Origin of the sequence: Clostridium sp. OS1-26, assembly GCF_030915445.1 — a bacterium.
Classification (GTDB): Bacteria; Bacillota; Clostridia; order Clostridiales; family Clostridiaceae; genus Clostridium_AM.
In genome coordinates this window covers 1,873,410-1,889,667 of the sequence record NZ_CP133264.1, presented here as the reverse complement: position 1 = coordinate 1,889,667, position 16,258 = coordinate 1,873,410, and the positions used below count along the sequence as shown (strand labels likewise).

Genomic DNA, 16,258 nt, shown 5'->3' with positions numbered 1-16,258 from the left:
GCTTAATAAGAAATTTAATATCTTAAATTATTATGCCATCTTTTATCTCTATTATCCTATCCGCCTTCTTGGCTATTCTATCATCATGAGTAATAACTACAAAAGTTGTACCGAAATTCTTGTTTATATCTCTGAATATTCTATATATATCTTCAGCAGAATTAGAATCTAAGTTACCTGTTGGTTCATCAGCTAATATAATCTCAGGTTTATTCATAAGAGCTCTAGCGATAGCTACTCTCTGCTGCTGCCCTCCAGATAAATTATATATCTTATTTTTCATTACGCTAGATAAACCAACTAATTCAAGCAATAGTTCTGCTCTTTCACGTGTTTTCCTTCCATAGAAAAATCTCTTAATTCTATGAGGCAAAAGTACATTTTCTAACGCATTAAATTCGGGTAGAAGATAATGAAACTGAAACACAAAGCCTATTTTCCTGTTTCTAAGAGCCGCTAGAGCTACTCTGCTCATTTCATCTATTCTACTACCATCTATATAAACTTCTCCATTAGTCGGTTTATCTAATGTGCCAATTATATTTAAAAGTGTAGTTTTTCCACTTCCAGAAGCACCGATAATAGACGTAAAGGAACCTCTCTCTATAGTCATGTTCACATTACGAAGAACTTGAGTTTTAACTCTACCTCCATAAATCTTATCTACACCCTTTAACTCTATAACATTACCCATTTTTTATTACCTCCACAGGACTTAATCTAAAGGAATTTACAGCTGGGAAAAAAGCTGCTAAAGTTGCTGCGGCTATATCTATTAAAGCAGATTTACCTATAAACCTATGGCTAACAATAATGTTTATTACTGGCGTTCCTTCTGGAGTGATTATGTATGTATTAAAACACTTTATATATGTATATGTAAGCCAAATGCCTAAAGCAGTACCTAATACACCAAGTATAAAAGCTTGTATAAAGAATATATAAGCAGCGGAAAGGTCCTTAATTCCCATAGCCTTTAAAATGCCAATTTGCTTATATTTTTGAACCACACTTATACCGAGTATACTTATAATACTCAAAACAGCTGCAAGCAACACAAAAAATTCAATTATGATAGTGCATATTTTCTGTCCAACTAGTCCACTAAATAAAAGCTTATTTTGATCCTTCCAGTTTTCTACCTTTAACTTTTTATCATTTAAACTTTTTTCTATGTGTTTCCCCGTAATATCAGCATTGTATACATCATTTACACCTATTTCTATGGATGTAACCTTATCACCAAAGCCCAATAAGTCTTGTGCCGTTTTTAGATCTGTAATAAGCCAAGTTCTATTTACCTTAACCGCACCTAAATCGTAAAAACCTACCAAAGTAAGTTCAATTTTTTTCTTGTCTATAGTTATTATGGTTATCTTGTCTCCAACATTAACTCCTAACCTTTCCTTTAAATCTCTACCGATTAAAGCTTGACCACTATCTTCTAGCATCTTTCCTTCATAAATTCTATCCTTCATGTTGTAAAGTAAATTAACGTCACTATAAATAAATCCTCTTATTTGCACGGGCTCTGTCATATCACTTAATTTTATAAAGGCTTGATAATCCACCACAGGGGCTGTTGCTTTTATGCCTTTATCTGCTTTTATAATCTTATTCTTTTTGTCCTGCCAATCCGCTATGCCTCCCTTCGTTGAATATACAGTTATATGAGCAGAACTCCCTATAACCTTATTTAACAACGTAGATTCAAGACCTTTACTTAATAGTCCTATAAATATCTGAACAGATACTCCTATAGCTATCCCTAATATTATTACAAGTGTTTGTATTTTATTGTGTCTTAGAAATCGTCCTGCTATTTTAAACGGTGTAAACACATTCATCCCTCCAAATTTTGCAGTAGGTATTTCACACCTAACTTTTTAAAATCTTATTCATGACTTCTTCTTATCATATATAAAATAAATGCTTGAGAAATTAATTATTTTGAATTAGGATTTTATATCTAATACTATATACATACGTATATTAATTTCAATTAATGGGTTAGTTTTACAATAAGTCTAAAAAACCTTGATCGAACAAAAGGTAATAAAGTCTATATTCTATAACAAGTTGAAATCTAATCGTATGGAGTTCACCTAAATAGATACTATTACGTAAATGTTCTATAATATCTCCAGTAATTTCAAATTTAAAATTTTTCTTGTTTGAAAGTCAAAATAATTCCAAAAACGACATTAAAACATTTTCAATGGGTCTTAATTTTTCCATACCACCCTATTTATTGAAATTAGCGCACGTATATATATTATAAAGGAATATATGTCTTAATTTGGTAGAAATCTAAATATAACAACTTGAAGCATGCTATTAAATATTTGGGTATATACAAAAGTACAAGCTATTATACGACAAAAAGAGTTATATATTTTTGAGAAGTATCATTTTGTAAAATAAGGTTTTCGGGGGAAATTAATATGAATGTATGTAATTTAGTGGACAAATATTCAAAAACAAATTTAATTCTTCATAAATATAGAGATAGCTCTATGAAGTATGAAGAATTAATTAGAAAATCTGATGCACTAGCATCATATATAATTAATCATTCTATCGGCAATAAGTTACCTATTATTATTTGCGGACATAAGGAGCACTTAATGCTTGTTTGCTTTCGTGCTTGTAATAAATCCGGACATATCTATCTACCAATAGACAGTTCTACGCCTAAGGAAAGGATTAAGGATATAGCCAAGAATTCAAATGCTCAAATGATTTTCAATGTATCAAAAAATAATCTACATTTAGATAACGTAGACGTCAAAAACTGTGAAGACATAAAAATAATAATAAATAGTAATATAAAAATAATTTCTAATAGAAGATATAGAGTTAAATTTGATATAAATAAAGAAGCTTAAAACTTCTTTACTTCTTTGCTACTTACTATATATAACTTATAAATCAAACCAGTATAATTAGCAAAGTAAGGTCTCTGGAGGAGATTAAAATGGACGTATGTGATTTAGTAGACAAATATTCAAAAACAAATTTAATTGCTCATAAGTATAAAAATAGCTTTCTAAGTTATGAAGAATTAAATAAAAAATCTGATGCACTAGCATCATATATAATTAAACGATTTGATAATAATAAGATGCCTATTGTTGTTTGTGGACATAAGGAACATTTAATGCTCGTTTGTTTTCTTTCCTGTACTAAATCCGGACATGCTTATATACCAATAGACAGTTCTATGCCTAAGGAAAGAATTAAGTATATAGTTGAAAAATCAAATTCACAATTAATTTTTAATATATCAGATAATAAGCTACATTTAGATAACATAGATATTAAAAATTGTGAGGAAATAGAGACAATAATAAATAGTCATGCAACAATGATTCCTGACAAAATATATAGAGTTCAGGATGAAGACATTCACTACATCATATGTACATCAGGAAGTACAGGAAAGCCTAAGGGTGTAAAAATAACCTCCAACTGCCTTAAAAGTTTTGTTAATTGGGCATTAACGTTATGGGATTATTCAGAAGGAACACACTACGTATTTATGAATCAGGCACCTTTTTCTTTTGACTTATCTGTAATGGATTTATATCTCTCATTATATACAGGCTCCACATTATTCAGTATTGACAATCAAATGATAAGTAATATGAAAGAGTTATTTAGTTATTTAAAATCATCAGATATTAATATATGGGTGTCAACTCCTTCTTTTGCAGAAATGTGCCTCGCTAATAGCAATTTTAACAATAATCTTTTACCTAGATTAAAAGTGATGTTATTTTGCGGAGAAGTATTAACAAATAATTGTGTACAAAAACTAAAAAGTAGGCTCAAAGACATAAGTATTATAAATCTTTATGGTCCCACAGAGGCAACTGTAGCAGTTACAGCGATAAAAATAGATACAGAGCTTTCTAATAATGTTAATCCTCTACCCGTAGGTTATATAAAAAATGATTGTAAGCTTTTTATTGTTGAAAAAAATAATAACGTTCTAAATAATGATGAGGATTGCTTAGAATTCAACGGAGTAAGTTATCGTATACTTCCTGAGGGAGAAAAAGGGGAAATTATTATATCTGGGAAAAGCGTTAGTCCTGGTTACTTTAATAATGATGAAACTTCTAAAAATGTATTTTCTAAAAGAATAATAGATGGTATAGAAAATAGATATTACAAAACAGAAGACGAAGGGTATATAAAAAATAATCTGTTATACTATTGCGGTAGAATAGATTTTCAGATAAAGCTTAATGGCTTGAGAATTGGGCTTGAGAATATAGCGAATAGCCTAAGAGAAATTGAATTTATAAAAAATGCTGTAGTATTGCCCGTAAAAAAAGAAAATAAACTTCAATACTTAGCTGCAGTAGTTACATTAAATAAAGTTCTTCCCAAAAAAATTTTGAAGTAGGGCTTATGATCAAAGAAAATTTAAAGAATTTATTACCTAATTATATGATACCTAGAAAAATTATTATAAAAAAACATCTTCCTATGACCATAAATGGAAAAATAAATAGAAGACTTCTAACAGAGGAATTGAGATGATTCCTTATAGCGTTATCTTTTTTAAGCATAAGTATATAGTCTGAATTTAACTAAATATTCTCTAATGCAGTATTGTGCTTGTTTGGTTCCGTCTATTGCTTTAAATTCTCCAAATATAATATTAATTTTTAAATCTAGGTTATAGATTTTTTCCTCCTAATTTAAAAGGCTGGCATTAATTTTCCCAGCCTTTTAAATTGCAAAACAACCTCTATTTTATATAGTATTTCAATTAAATCTTATAGTATTTAGTTTTATACTAAAAGAATGAAAACAGAAGTCATTCATACTCCTGTTTTTATTTACAATTTGTTAATGAGCTCTCCTAAATTTTTATTCCTTAATTATAGATGCTGCCACTTCTTCTTTTGTTAAATTTTTTTTGTTATAAATCTCTTTCCTTTTAAAATTGGCACTCATCTTAACATTTGAAAGATAGGCCATAAGCTTCTTCTCTTAAATCATTGCGTTTTAAAGCATATTCTATATTAGCCTGTAAAAATCCAAGCTTATCCCCTACATCATATCTTATTCCTTCAAAACAATAGGAGTACATAGCTTCTTGTTTTGCTAACTCCTTTAATGCATCAGTTAGCTGTATTTCTCCACCTTTTCCAGGCTTAGTTTTTTCAAGTATTTCAAATATTTTAGGAGTTATTATATATCTTCCCAAAATAGCGATGTTTGATGGTGATTCTTCTATTTTTGGTTTCTCTACTAAATCTTTCACCTTATAAACTTTGTCTTCAATTTTTACGCCTTTTACAATACCATACTTAGATACTTGTGTTTTATCAACTGGCTGTACTCCTAATATAGAAGTTTTGTATTCATTATAAGAATTTATTAATTGTTTTAAGCATGGTACTTCACTATCAACTATATCATCACCTAACATAACAGCAAAGGGTTCATCCCCTACGAAGGCTTTAGCACGACATATAGCATGTCCTAAGCCTTTAGGTTCCTTTTGTCTTATATAATGGATATCAACCATATTAGATATATTTTGTACTAATTCAAGTAACTTTTCTTTATTATTATTTTGAAGCTCGTCTTCTAGTTCAACAGATTTATCAAAGTGATCTTCTATAGCCCTTTTGTTTCTTCCTGTTATAATTAGTATTTCTTCAATACCTGAAGCTACAGCTTCTTCAATTATATATTGAATTGTTGGCTTATCTACTATTGGCAGCATTTCTTTTGGTTGAGCTTTTGTTACTGGTAGAAATCTTGTACCTAATCCCGCCGCAGGAATTATTGCCTTTCTTACTTTCATTAATATTACACCCTTTCAACTTTAGTATCGTTCTAAAAAATTGTCATATATTATATTTTTACTTTTTCAAGAAATACTTTTAACGCCTCTCTCCAATCTCTCATCTCATCTCCAACGCTACATCTCAACATCATATTATCTAACGACGAAAAGCCGGCCTCTTAGCAGCCCTATTGATCTTATTAGACGTAGTTGGACTAACAGTACACTCTATTCCCTCAAGCTCAACTATATCCTTTGCAAAATCATACCATGTACACTCACCAGTACCTGTGCAATGATATATTCCATACTCATCAGTCAAAGCAATTTTTAAAATATGATGTGCTAAATCCTCTGCATTAGTCGGATTCCCCCTCTGATCATTCACTACCTCCAAATGTCCTTTTTCCTTTGCAGCTTTCAAAATTGTCTTTACAAAGTTATTCCCATTATATCCATAAAGCCATGCAGTTCTTACTATAAAATATCTTAGGCAGCACTCTCTAACGTAGTTCTCTCCAAGCAGCTTTGTTTCCCCATACACACTTACTGGATTGGTTACATCATATTCTCTATATGGAATAGTTCCATTACCTCGAAACACATAATCTGTTGATATGTGTATAAGTTTTGCATCTACTTGTTCACAAGCAATAGCTAAGTTTCTCGGTCCTAGCGAATTCACTTTTAAAGCTAAATCCCGATTATTCTCACAGCCATCTACGTTAGTATAAGCTGCCGAATTTATAACAATATTAGGTTTAACTTTATTTATGAAACTTTTTACTACTTCTAAATTTGATATATCTAATTCTTCTATATCTACTCCTATAATCTCAGCGTTTCTATAATCCTGTGGTATAGTACCTAATTCCGATGCTCCTTCTTTTAATATATTAATAATTTGACTACCTAATTGTCCTCTACAGCCTGTAATTAATATTTTCATTTTACTACTCTCCTAGAAACTAAAATTCTATTTTGCTTTTCTCTAAAGTTGGAGCATTTTTATCTTTTTCAGACAATAAAACTTCTTCTATTCCCTCTAAAGGCCATTGTATATTTATATCTGGATCATTCCAAGCAATACCGCCTTCATACTCAGGATGATATAGGTTTGTACACTTATACACAAATTCTGCTTCATTAGAAGTTACTAGAAAGCCATGTGCAAAGCCTTCTGGGACATAAAACCGTTTTTTATTTTCTTCAGTTAAAAGCACTCCATACCACTGTCCATAGGTTTTAGATTTTTTTCTTAAATCTATTGCTACGTCAAAAACCTCACCTTTTATTACCCTAACAAGCTTTCCTTGAGGATATTTAGTTTGAAAATGCATTCCTCTAAGTACTCCTTTTCTCGACTTTGATTGGTTATCTTGAACAAAAACCATATCTAAGCCTTGAGCTTTAAAATCCTCGTAATTATATGTTTCCATAAAGTAACCTCTACTATCTCCAAATACCTTAGGCTCAATAATATACAATCCCTGAATAGGAGTTACTGTAAATTTAAATTGTCCCATGAATATACCTCCTACTTTTCTTCATACATTTTTTCATAATACTTTTGATATTCTCCTGAGGTTATATTATTCATCCAATCCTTGTTATCTAAATACCACATTATAGCTTTGTTGATTCCGATTTCAAAAGTAGTTTCAGGATACCATCCTAGTTCTTCTTTTATCTTAGTTGGATCTATTCCATATCTCCTGTCATGACCTTTTCTGTCCTCTACATATTTAATTAGACTCTCTGTTATTTTCTTATCTACATTTTCACTTAAGTACTTTATAACTGTCTTAACTAATTGAATATTGGTTCTTTCATTATGTCCACCTACGTTATAAACCTCTCCTAATCTTCCTTTATTTATAACCATATCTATTGCCTTACAATGATCTTTTACATATAACCAGTCTCTTATATTGGATCCATCACCATATATAGGTAAAGACTTGTGATTTAAACAATTATTTATTATTAATGGTATTAGCTTTTCAGGAAATTGATATGGACCATAATTATTTGAACATCTTGTTATATTTATTGGCATCTTATATGTATCAGCATAAGCCTTTACCATTAAATCTGCACCTGCTTTACTTGATGAATACGGACTATGTGGATCTAATGGTGTTGTTTCCATAAAAAAGCCTGTTTCTTCAAGTGAGCCATATACTTCATCTGTAGAAACCTGAAGATATTTCTTACCTTCTTTAAAACCATCCTGTAGTTCCCATGCCTTTTTTGCTGCATTTAGTAATGTAACTGTTCCTAATACATTAGTCTTTACAAATACTTCCGGCTCTCTTATACTTCTATCTACATGTGATTCAGCTGCAAAATTTACTACGTAATCTATATCATATCTTTCAAATAATGCCTCTATTAGTTCTTTATCACATATATCTCCTTGAACAAATATGTAATTGGGACTATTTTCTATATTTTTAAAATTTTCCAAATTTCCTGCATAGGTAAGCTTGTCCAAATTGATTATTTTTATATCATCATATTTATTTAACATGTATATAACAAAATTTGAACCTATAAAACCTGCTCCACCTGTAACCAAATAAGTCTTCATCTTTAATCCTCCGGACAATTAATTATTTGCTTCAAGAACTGATTTTTTAGTTTATACCAAATATCACCACCTATTCCTATATTATATATATACGTATATTAATTCTAATTACTGCGGTAGGATAAAAAAATTAAAAAATAAAAATCCTTATAGGTATTTTCTCTAATACATATAAGGATTGTAATAGTAAAATGCCACCATTAGAAGAAATTTGGGATAAACATGATGATTTTTACTACCTTTTCATAAATTCCTCTTTGCTGCAATAATCTCCATATATTACAATTGAATCTTTATGTGAAATGATTTTCGCTGGGTTTCCAGCAACAACTGTTCCCGATGGAATATCCTTCGTAACAACTGAATTTGCTCCTATAGTTACATTATCACCTATTTTGATAGGCCCTACTATTTTAGAACCAGCTCCAATTAAAACATTATCGCCTATAGTAGCTACATCAAATCTACTTTTAAATAAATTTGAACCAATCGTAACTCCTTGTAGCAAAGTACAGTTTTTCCCTATTGTAACTTTTCCTGCTAATACGATTGTCCCACAATGAGGTATTGTTAAACCTTCACCTATATCACAAGTAGGATTAATTTGAATACCATATCTAATTTTATATTTATTTAACTTAAATGATAAAATCTTAAATAAAAATTTTCTTTTATTTTCATATAAATATCTACATAATCTCATTAACATAATATATTTTGTTCCTGTTGATTCAGCAAAAACCAAAGTTCTTATGATTCTTTTCTTACTTACTACACCAATCCTATACAAATCCGCATATATATAATACTTTAATTCTTTTAGATTCATTATAATCCCCCTAGTAAGTTATATATAATAATTAAAATGTTTATATATTTTACATTGTTTTCACGTTATATCATTTTTTACTTTCACTATATTTACTCAACATATATAACAAAATTTGAACCTATAAAATCAAACCTGCTCCACCTGTAACTAAATAAATCTTCACCTCTAACTTGTACCAAATATAGCCACCTATTCCTATATTATATATATACGTATATTAATTTCAATTACTGCGGTAGGATAAAAAAATCAAAAAATAACAATCCTCATAGGTATTTTCTTTAATACATATAAGGATTATAGTAGTAAAAACTGCAAAGCCCCATATTTAAAAATATGGGGCTTTGTATCAATCTGGGTATGTTCAAATTTATATATTGCATTAGAATATTTTTCTATTGTAAATTAATATTTTAGATTTTATATTCTTATTGTCCATCTTATAAATAATTATAGTATAATATAAATACTACAATAGCCACGATATAGGGGGTTCTGTAATGTTAAAAAAAATTATTAATGCTGTTATTAAACGTACTAGAACAAAATTATATTCATTTAAATATAATATAGGTAAAAGTTGTTCTTTCCAAAATATAAAAATTTATGCAGATAAAAAAGGTCTTAAAATAGGGCATAATGTTATTATTTTAAGACACACAGAATTATGCGGAAACTCAAACTTACCAATAATAATAGGTAACAATACTTTTATAAATCAAAAATGTATAATTCGTCCTAATGTAACAATAGGCAATAATGTTGATATTGCTCCAGAAGTTTTGTTAATATCAGATACTCATGAAATAGGCGATAGCAACAAAAGAGCTGGAAGGTCTATATTCCCACCTATTCATATAGAGGATGGTTGCTGGATTGGTGCTAGAGTTACCATTTTGGGAAATGTAACTATCGGTAAAGGCACTATTATTGCAGCCAATTCTTTGGTAAACAAAGATTGTGAACCAAATTGTATATACGGTGGAGTTCCTGCTAAATTAATAAAAAGACTAGATCCATAATATCATAACATTGAAATAGTATTATTTTCATTTATCCATACTTGTCAACACGTAGTCAAAATTCCAATATTTCTCTGACAAATATCACCTTAGCTCGAGAAGGCTTGCCAATCCCCCCATAAGTTTAAAGGTGTAAATTTAGGAATATTACCAATAATGGTATTGTTGTCTTCAGGAACAAATACTATAGCAATATTTAATTTCTTTACATGATTTACATGAATAGTAAGCTTTCTTATTCCCTCATTTTTATTCTGGCCCATTGGATTTGGTGAGGAACTAAGAGGTTTTGCATCCATTTCAGTAAATCTTAAATTTTTATCTGGAGATATAATATGAATCCAAAGCTTCTTATTTCCATCACTTAATACGGCTGTCTGTCCATTATCTTCTATGGATATATTCTTACTGGTATGCATAAACCACCAAACATCTCCAAAATCTTTAAGCTCTATTTCATCCTGCAATAAAACTTTCTTTCTATTATCAAATATCATTAATCCTCTTAAAGTCTTAACAGCATCATTATATGCTGAAGTTGTATTAATTATAGAAAATGCTTTATCAATCATGCTCTTAAAAGAAACTACTTTAGTTATTCCATTAGGATTTTGATCTGCTCCTTTATTTGGATTTATAACTATTGTATTTTGCCCCTCTGCTCTTTTTCTATAATAACTCCAACGATTTAAATTATTTTTACTCATATTGAAATATCCTGGTAAATTATAGTTATCGCCTCCTAGTTCCTCAGCCCACTGTACCCCATCAGACTCTAGTACAAAATCTCCACTATCAAGATCAGTATGACTTCTGTCTTCAGAGTTAAACCCTTTAATTGCTGCAAATATTCCCATTGGATCATTCCATGAGCTTCTAAAAGTTGTTATTTCTGATCTCCTAAAATAATCATCTAAAGGCATTTCAGTTTTTTTAGCATTACTATAACTTTTGCTAGCATACCACAACATATCTAATGCTGTTGGATTTCTATCTGCATCTATGATTCTCTGCCATATATAATAAGGCTTATTATATACTTTACCTAACCACATCAATTCCGGCCCTAAAACTTTCCTTCCACTACTATCTCCATATCCAAAACTATATTTTTCTTGTCCAGATGCATGAATTATAAAGTCTCCCGTTTTTTCTAGTCCTGAACTACTTAATAAATTAAAATCTGTTCCTAATGCAATTTCCATTGATGAAATTAGCGAGCTTAAGTATACGGTCCCATATTGCCAATAATCTGTACCCTCATTCCATGCTCCATCTGGCGCATAACCCTTAATACCATTTGGAATAGATTTTATCACATATTCTAAAATGGCATTACATATTACTGGCTCTTCCTCTGCTATGGCCAAGGCTGCTATACCAACACCAGCATTACAAACAAGATTCCAATTGGCATTACTATTTTTCCACCAACTATCATTAGAGTTACTCATATATAACTTTAGAGCAGGATTTAAACCTTTTTGTATTATCATATTTCTTATAATTTCTTTTTGTTTATAGCTCCAATCATAGTAAAGCCAATCATATGCAATAGCTAGTGCATTAATCATTTCTGCTGTATCAAGAAAATGTTTAGGATTAAAATCTTTAAATTTACTTACCGCTTCAATTTCTTTCCACAATCTATCTTTATATTTACTATCTCCATGCAATTTATACATAATTGCCAAAGTATACACTCTTTCTAGTACCTGTCTACTTATAGGCAAAAGTCTTATGTCATCTTCTAACTCATACTTAACTGTTGAATCACTAAGTATTTTGTCTGCAGAAACTTTCAATTTTTTATCCCATAGTTTTTCATGATCATCAGTATTTATGATTCTCCTTAGATTATTAAAATCATTTTTACTGGCAATAATTCTTGGATGTTCTTTAATACTTTTAATAACTACATTAGTATTACTGCTTTGGATATAATTAAAACTATTAACGCTTCCAATTGAATCAGAAGATATCATTAAAAGAACTGTACAGATGAGTTGTAAACTAATTAGTTTAAAGCGATTTTTCTTCATAATTATAATTACTATACCTCCAAAGTTTCAAATACAACATATGAGTTGTATATAATGAGTAAAGAATATCATTTAAAAATGGTGAATTGGCATTATGAAATAAAACCTAAATTTACATTAATATAGTGTAAATTTAGGTTTATTAGAGTTATTCTAAATCTTAAATATATATAATTACTTACCTAATTCATATATATATGCCTAACATCCAATTTTTAGTTAAAAGTAAGCTTATAATTTATTAATAAATATAATTATTTGTAAAATAAGTTTAATGAATGATTATTTTTCATATCCATAAGGATGATTCTTATGCCAATTCCACGCTGTTTCTACAATAGTCTCAATTGAATTATACTTAGGATTCCAACCTAATTGTTTCTTAGCTTTATCACTTGAAGCAATAAGAATAGCTGGGTCACCTTCTCTTCTTGGTGCAACCTCAGCCTCAATATTACATTCTGTAACTTTCCTACATACTTCTATGACCTGTTTTACTGAGAATCCAGTTCCATTACCTAGATTACAAATAATACTTTGTCCACCGTTTTTTAATCTATTTACTGCAAGCAAATGAGCATTAGCTAAATCAGTTACATGTATATAATCTCTTATGCAAGTTCCATCTTCTGTACTATAATCATTACCATAAATCATTATTTTATCCCTTTGTCCTAAAGCAACTTGAAGTATGATTGGAATTAGGTGAGATTCTGGTTTATGATCTTCTCCAATTTTACCACTTACGTGCGCTCCAGCAGCATTGAAATATCTTAAAGCAGTATATTTAATTCCATATGCTTTATCGCACCATTTTAATATTTTCTCTACTGTTAGTTTTGATTCACCATAAGGGTTAGTTGGAAAAGTTTTATCCTCCTCTTCTATAGGTACTCTATCCGGTTCTCCATAAGTAGCGGCTGTGGATGAAAAAACTATATTTTTAACATTATAATCTCTCATTGCTTCTAATAAATTTATAGTACCACCAACATTATTATTAAAATATTTTAATGGTTCAATTACACTTTCACCTACTAAAGAATCTGCAGCAAAATCAATAACTGCTTCTATGTTATTTTCAGTAAAAACTTTATCTAATATTTTTTTATCTCTTAAATCTCCTTTATAAACTTTACCACCAAGTATGGCATCTCTGTGGCCTTTTTGAAAATTATCTATTATTACAACATCTTCACCTTTTTCTAAGAGTTCAGCTATCATGTGGCTTCCTATGTAGCCTGCTCCTCCACAAACTAAAATACTCATAAAATTGTTCTCCCTTTATACTATTTTAATGTTCTAACCAATTTATTATAATATTTATTATTAAATCCTAATTTCTCAGTAACTTGTTTCGATTTAAATTTCTCAATAATAGGTTTTATTTTGTCATAATCTAAATCATCAACTAATTCTATATAGTCTAAGTCTTTAATCCACTTATAACTTTCTACTACTTTATGATCAAGAGATTTTAACGCTATACATGGCGTTTTAGTAATTACACAAAATATCATCCCATGTAATCTATCTGTTACTACTACTTTTGACTTTTTAAAATTATCCCACATAGTATTTAACTCAAGCATCCTAGATTTAAAAGTAACTTGTCTATTTATTACAGTATCATAGATAAATACATCATTATATTCTTCTTTCAACATACCTATAAATTTATCCTTTTTATTTTTCCAAATAGACTCTTTATCGTTTCTTAAACATGTAGTAATAAGAGTTCTCTTTTTATCACTATCCATTGTATCTGCAAGGTAAAATACTATATCAGGAACCTTAATTACATTTGCACTAAATAATTTAGTCATTTCATTATATGAAGTATCTTCTCTAGCTAATAAAATTAATTTCTTATTCTTGTTATAAATTTTTTGAGTTTTTTCTTTCTCTTTTCTACCAAATTCGTCATTCGTAAAACTTATTGTTTGAGTCATAGATATTATCATATTATCTTTAAAGTGTTTTATAACAAAACGTCTTGGTTCTTCTTCGTGCATGTAAAGATTTCCCATATTTCCTCCACCCTGTAGAACTATAATATCATCTTTATTCAAGCAACCTTTTATTGAAAAATATTCCCGATATATTTGAAACCTATCTAATTCTAAAATTTTATAGTCTTTAAAATTTTCCTTATAAAATTTTAAACTTGCATAAGCAATAGCTTGATCTCCCATATTACCATATAAAGGTGATAGCAAATATATAATCTTTTTTGGTGTTTATATTTTTTATATTTATTTATTGTTCTTATGCTAGATATAATTTTAACTATATTTTTTACCTTTTCTTTTAATCCCAAACTTATTCCCTCCATTTTTATTAATTTAAGCATTTTAAATTAATTCTACTCTAGTGTATAATAATAACTTATGCACTCTTATCACTTTTTAATTTTATCTTTTTTATATGCAGTAATGTAAAAATATTTTTCATAATTTCATTTCTATCTTCTTTTTTAAATACAATAAACATATTAATAATTAAAGAAATTATTAAACATATACCACCTATTACTATAAGTGTAATCCATGAATTTATGGTAAAACTAAGCTTAAAAATATAGCAACATACCATCATTGTTAATGCACAAATACATCCTCTAGTTATTGCTTTATAGAATGTATTCCATTTTACGCCTAAACATCTTGCAGCATATATTGGCGTAAAAATCAAGTTTCTCAATAATCCTATGATAAATGAAGTTATTGGAATTGCTAAAATCCCTAAACTAGTTGTTTTAATTAATATAAAAACCACTAATGTATTTATAATACCTGTAATAAGTAAAACTAAAGCTGGAATTTTCAATTTATTTGTTACTGTATAGACATTAAATATGGTATTAATACTACCAGTAACTAGCATTGGAATAATAGTTAAATTTGATAATAAATATAATTTACTAGAATTTTCTCCTGGAATCCATAAACTAAAAAAAGTATCTCCAAATACAATTAAGAAAGCTATAGGTATTGTTATAATTAACCCCATAAATTTAATTGACTTATTTATACTATCTAAAAGCTCTTCGTGTTTTTTTTGTGCATATAATATCGTAAACTGTGGGATAAAAACTCCTACTAACATTCCCACTAATTGTTGAATAAAATTAGGAACAGTTTTAACTATAGAATATTCTCCTGCTGCTGTTACCCCTATAAACATATTTGCTATTAGTAAATCTAATCCTGTTAATAGCACAATACTTAACTGATTTACTGAATTCCATACTCCAGATGAAAGTAATTCTTTAACTGCCTTAAAATCAAAATATTTTTTATTTACAATAACTTCAGGTAGTAACTTTTTTGTATAATAGATGTTCGTACCTAATATAAATATAATGACTGCTAAATTTGCTACTCCAATATAAGATACATTGGGTTTTAATAGGCCAAACATTAAAATTAAAACAAATACTCTAATAATATTTGATTCTATATTTCTTTTTGAAGCTAAATCTAATCTGTTTTTTGCGAATGTTGCAACTCCAAAAACAGACGTTAGTATATTTAAAATCATTCCAGCAAATACTAAACCAAATAAATATTGTACATCACGTAATATCTCACTTGGCACTTGCAAAATATTATTAATAAACAGTACAAATATTAGCGATGGAAAAATCAAAAGTAATGCAAGTATTGTATTGCTCATTAATACAGAATTAAAATATGTATTTGCTCCTTTATTATCACTTTCATGAATTTTAATTGTTATAAATCTACTTGCCATCGAATTTAATGCAACTGCAATTATGTTCACATAACCTATAAAGTTATTTGCTAGCGGGAAAAAGCTATATGCTTCTTTTCCTATAGTTCTAATCAAATATGGTGTGAAAAAGAAATTAATGCCTATATTTACAATAAACGCAAACATATTGGCTGCCATGTTTATTGTTAATTGTTTATTTTTCATCTTGTTTACTCCTAA

At 28.9% G+C, this 16,258-nt stretch carries 14 protein-coding genes and 1 pseudogene; 4 read left to right on the top strand and 11 right to left on the bottom strand.

The annotated features are described in order from the left end of the window. Positions 1-22: 22 nt before the first annotated feature. Positions 23-694, bottom strand: coding sequence for an ABC transporter ATP-binding protein (locus tag RCG18_RS09420; protein ID WP_308041046.1), 672 nt, complete (start codon positions 692-694; stop codon positions 23-25). Further along, a complete protein-coding gene (locus RCG18_RS09415) occupies positions 687-1,847 on the bottom strand; it encodes an ABC transporter permease (protein ID WP_308041045.1) in 1,161 nt (386 codons plus the stop codon). Before RCG18_RS09415 ends, RCG18_RS09420 begins: the two co-directional genes overlap by 8 nt. A gap of 597 nt (positions 1,848-2,444) precedes the next feature. Here RCG18_RS09415 and RCG18_RS09410 point away from each other — a divergent pair. From RCG18_RS09410 to RCG18_RS09400, 3 genes are all read left to right on the top strand, one after another. Next, positions 2,445-2,888, top strand: a complete 444-nt coding sequence (locus RCG18_RS09410; RefSeq protein WP_308041044.1) for an AMP-binding protein — start codon at positions 2,445-2,447, stop codon at positions 2,886-2,888. A gap of 89 nt (positions 2,889-2,977) precedes the next feature. Next, positions 2,978-4,414, top strand: coding sequence for a D-alanine--poly(phosphoribitol) ligase subunit DltA (gene dltA / locus RCG18_RS09405; protein WP_308041043.1), 1,437 nt, complete (start codon positions 2,978-2,980; stop codon positions 4,412-4,414). 5 nt (positions 4,415-4,419) lie between these two features. Then, positions 4,420-4,551 carry a hypothetical protein gene (locus RCG18_RS09400; RefSeq protein ID WP_308041042.1) on the top strand — a complete coding sequence of 44 codons (132 nt, stop codon included), beginning with the start codon at positions 4,420-4,422 and terminating at the stop codon, positions 4,549-4,551. Between the two features lie 421 nt (positions 4,552-4,972). On the opposite strand, the gene galU is transcribed toward RCG18_RS09400, so the two are convergent. From galU to RCG18_RS09375, 5 genes and pseudogenes are all read right to left on the bottom strand, one after another. Then, positions 4,973-5,830 (bottom strand): UTP--glucose-1-phosphate uridylyltransferase GalU, encoded by an 858-nt coding sequence (galU, locus tag RCG18_RS09395; protein ID WP_374119056.1) that lies wholly within the window; start codon positions 5,828-5,830, stop codon positions 4,973-4,975. A 50-nt stretch (positions 5,831-5,880) separates the two neighbouring features. Continuing rightward, positions 5,881-6,761: pseudogene (gene rfbD / locus RCG18_RS09390) on the bottom strand (dTDP-4-dehydrorhamnose reductase). 19 nt (positions 6,762-6,780) lie between these two features. Further along, positions 6,781-7,338, bottom strand: coding sequence for a dTDP-4-dehydrorhamnose 3,5-epimerase (rfbC, locus tag RCG18_RS09385; RefSeq protein WP_308041041.1), 558 nt, complete (start codon positions 7,336-7,338; stop codon positions 6,781-6,783). An 11-nt stretch (positions 7,339-7,349) separates the two neighbouring features. Next, entirely contained in the window at positions 7,350-8,405 is a 1,056-nt protein-coding gene (gene rfbB / locus RCG18_RS09380) for a dTDP-glucose 4,6-dehydratase (RefSeq protein ID WP_308041040.1), read from the bottom strand. A 235-nt stretch (positions 8,406-8,640) separates the two neighbouring features. Then, a complete protein-coding gene (locus RCG18_RS09375) occupies positions 8,641-9,234 on the bottom strand; it encodes a serine O-acetyltransferase (RefSeq protein WP_308041039.1) in 594 nt (197 codons plus the stop codon). Positions 9,235-9,737: 503 nt separating this feature from the next. On the opposite strand from RCG18_RS09375, the gene RCG18_RS09370 reads away from it, so the two are divergent. Further along, positions 9,738-10,259: an acyltransferase gene (locus tag RCG18_RS09370; protein ID WP_308041038.1), complete on the top strand. Its 522-nt coding sequence runs from the start codon at positions 9,738-9,740 to the stop codon at positions 10,257-10,259. 89 nt (positions 10,260-10,348) lie between these two features. Here the strand turns inward: RCG18_RS09370 and RCG18_RS09365 are convergent, their stop codons facing one another. The 4 genes from RCG18_RS09365 to RCG18_RS09350 all read right to left on the bottom strand — a co-directional run bounded on the left by RCG18_RS09365 (position 10,349) and on the right by RCG18_RS09350 (position 16,243). Beyond that, complete coding sequence (locus tag RCG18_RS09365) at positions 10,349-12,301, bottom strand: DUF4962 domain-containing protein (RefSeq protein ID WP_308041037.1); 1,953 nt, start codon at positions 12,299-12,301, stop codon at positions 10,349-10,351. Between the two features lie 282 nt (positions 12,302-12,583). Next, positions 12,584-13,570, bottom strand: a complete 987-nt coding sequence (gene galE, locus RCG18_RS09360; RefSeq protein WP_308041036.1) for a UDP-glucose 4-epimerase GalE — start codon at positions 13,568-13,570, stop codon at positions 12,584-12,586. Positions 13,571-13,590: 20 nt separating this feature from the next. Then, positions 13,591-14,496 (bottom strand): polysaccharide pyruvyl transferase family protein, encoded by a 906-nt coding sequence (locus tag RCG18_RS09355; RefSeq protein ID WP_308041035.1) that lies wholly within the window; start codon positions 14,494-14,496, stop codon positions 13,591-13,593. A 193-nt stretch (positions 14,497-14,689) separates the two neighbouring features. Beyond that, positions 14,690-16,243 (bottom strand): oligosaccharide flippase family protein, encoded by a 1,554-nt coding sequence (locus RCG18_RS09350; RefSeq protein WP_308041034.1) that lies wholly within the window; start codon positions 16,241-16,243, stop codon positions 14,690-14,692. Positions 16,244-16,258 lie beyond the last annotated feature (15 nt).

Coding starts and splice junctions, on each gene's coding strand:
- RCG18_RS09375 (WP_308041039.1), bottom strand. CDS start 9,234: ATGAATCTAAAAGAATTAAAGTATTATATATATGCGGATTTGTATAGG.
- RCG18_RS09350 (WP_308041034.1), bottom strand. CDS start 16,243: ATGAAAAATAAACAATTAACAATAAACATGGCAGCCAATATGTTTGCG.
- RCG18_RS09420 (WP_308041046.1), bottom strand. CDS start 694: ATGGGTAATGTTATAGAGTTAAAGGGTGTAGATAAGATTTATGGAGGT.
- RCG18_RS09410 (WP_308041044.1), top strand. CDS start 2,445: ATGAATGTATGTAATTTAGTGGACAAATATTCAAAAACAAATTTAATT.
- rfbB (WP_308041040.1), bottom strand. CDS start 8,405: ATGAAGACTTATTTGGTTACAGGTGGAGCAGGTTTTATAGGTTCAAAT.
- rfbC (WP_308041041.1), bottom strand. CDS start 7,338: ATGGGACAATTTAAATTTACAGTAACTCCTATTCAGGGATTGTATATT.
- RCG18_RS09355 (WP_308041035.1), bottom strand. CDS start 14,496: ATGGGAGATCAAGCTATTGCTTATGCAAGTTTAAAATTTTATAAGGAA.
- RCG18_RS09370 (WP_308041038.1), top strand. CDS start 9,738: ATGTTAAAAAAAATTATTAATGCTGTTATTAAACGTACTAGAACAAAA.
- RCG18_RS09365 (WP_308041037.1), bottom strand. CDS start 12,301: ATGAAGAAAAATCGCTTTAAACTAATTAGTTTACAACTCATCTGTACA.
- RCG18_RS09415 (WP_308041045.1), bottom strand. CDS start 1,847: ATGAATGTGTTTACACCGTTTAAAATAGCAGGACGATTTCTAAGACAC.
- galU (WP_374119056.1), bottom strand. CDS start 5,830: ATGAAAGTAAGAAAGGCAATAATTCCTGCGGCGGGATTAGGTACAAGA.
- dltA (WP_308041043.1), top strand. CDS start 2,978: ATGGACGTATGTGATTTAGTAGACAAATATTCAAAAACAAATTTAATT.
- galE (WP_308041036.1), bottom strand. CDS start 13,570: ATGAGTATTTTAGTTTGTGGAGGAGCAGGCTACATAGGAAGCCACATG.
- RCG18_RS09400 (WP_308041042.1), top strand. CDS start 4,420: ATGATCAAAGAAAATTTAAAGAATTTATTACCTAATTATATGATACCT.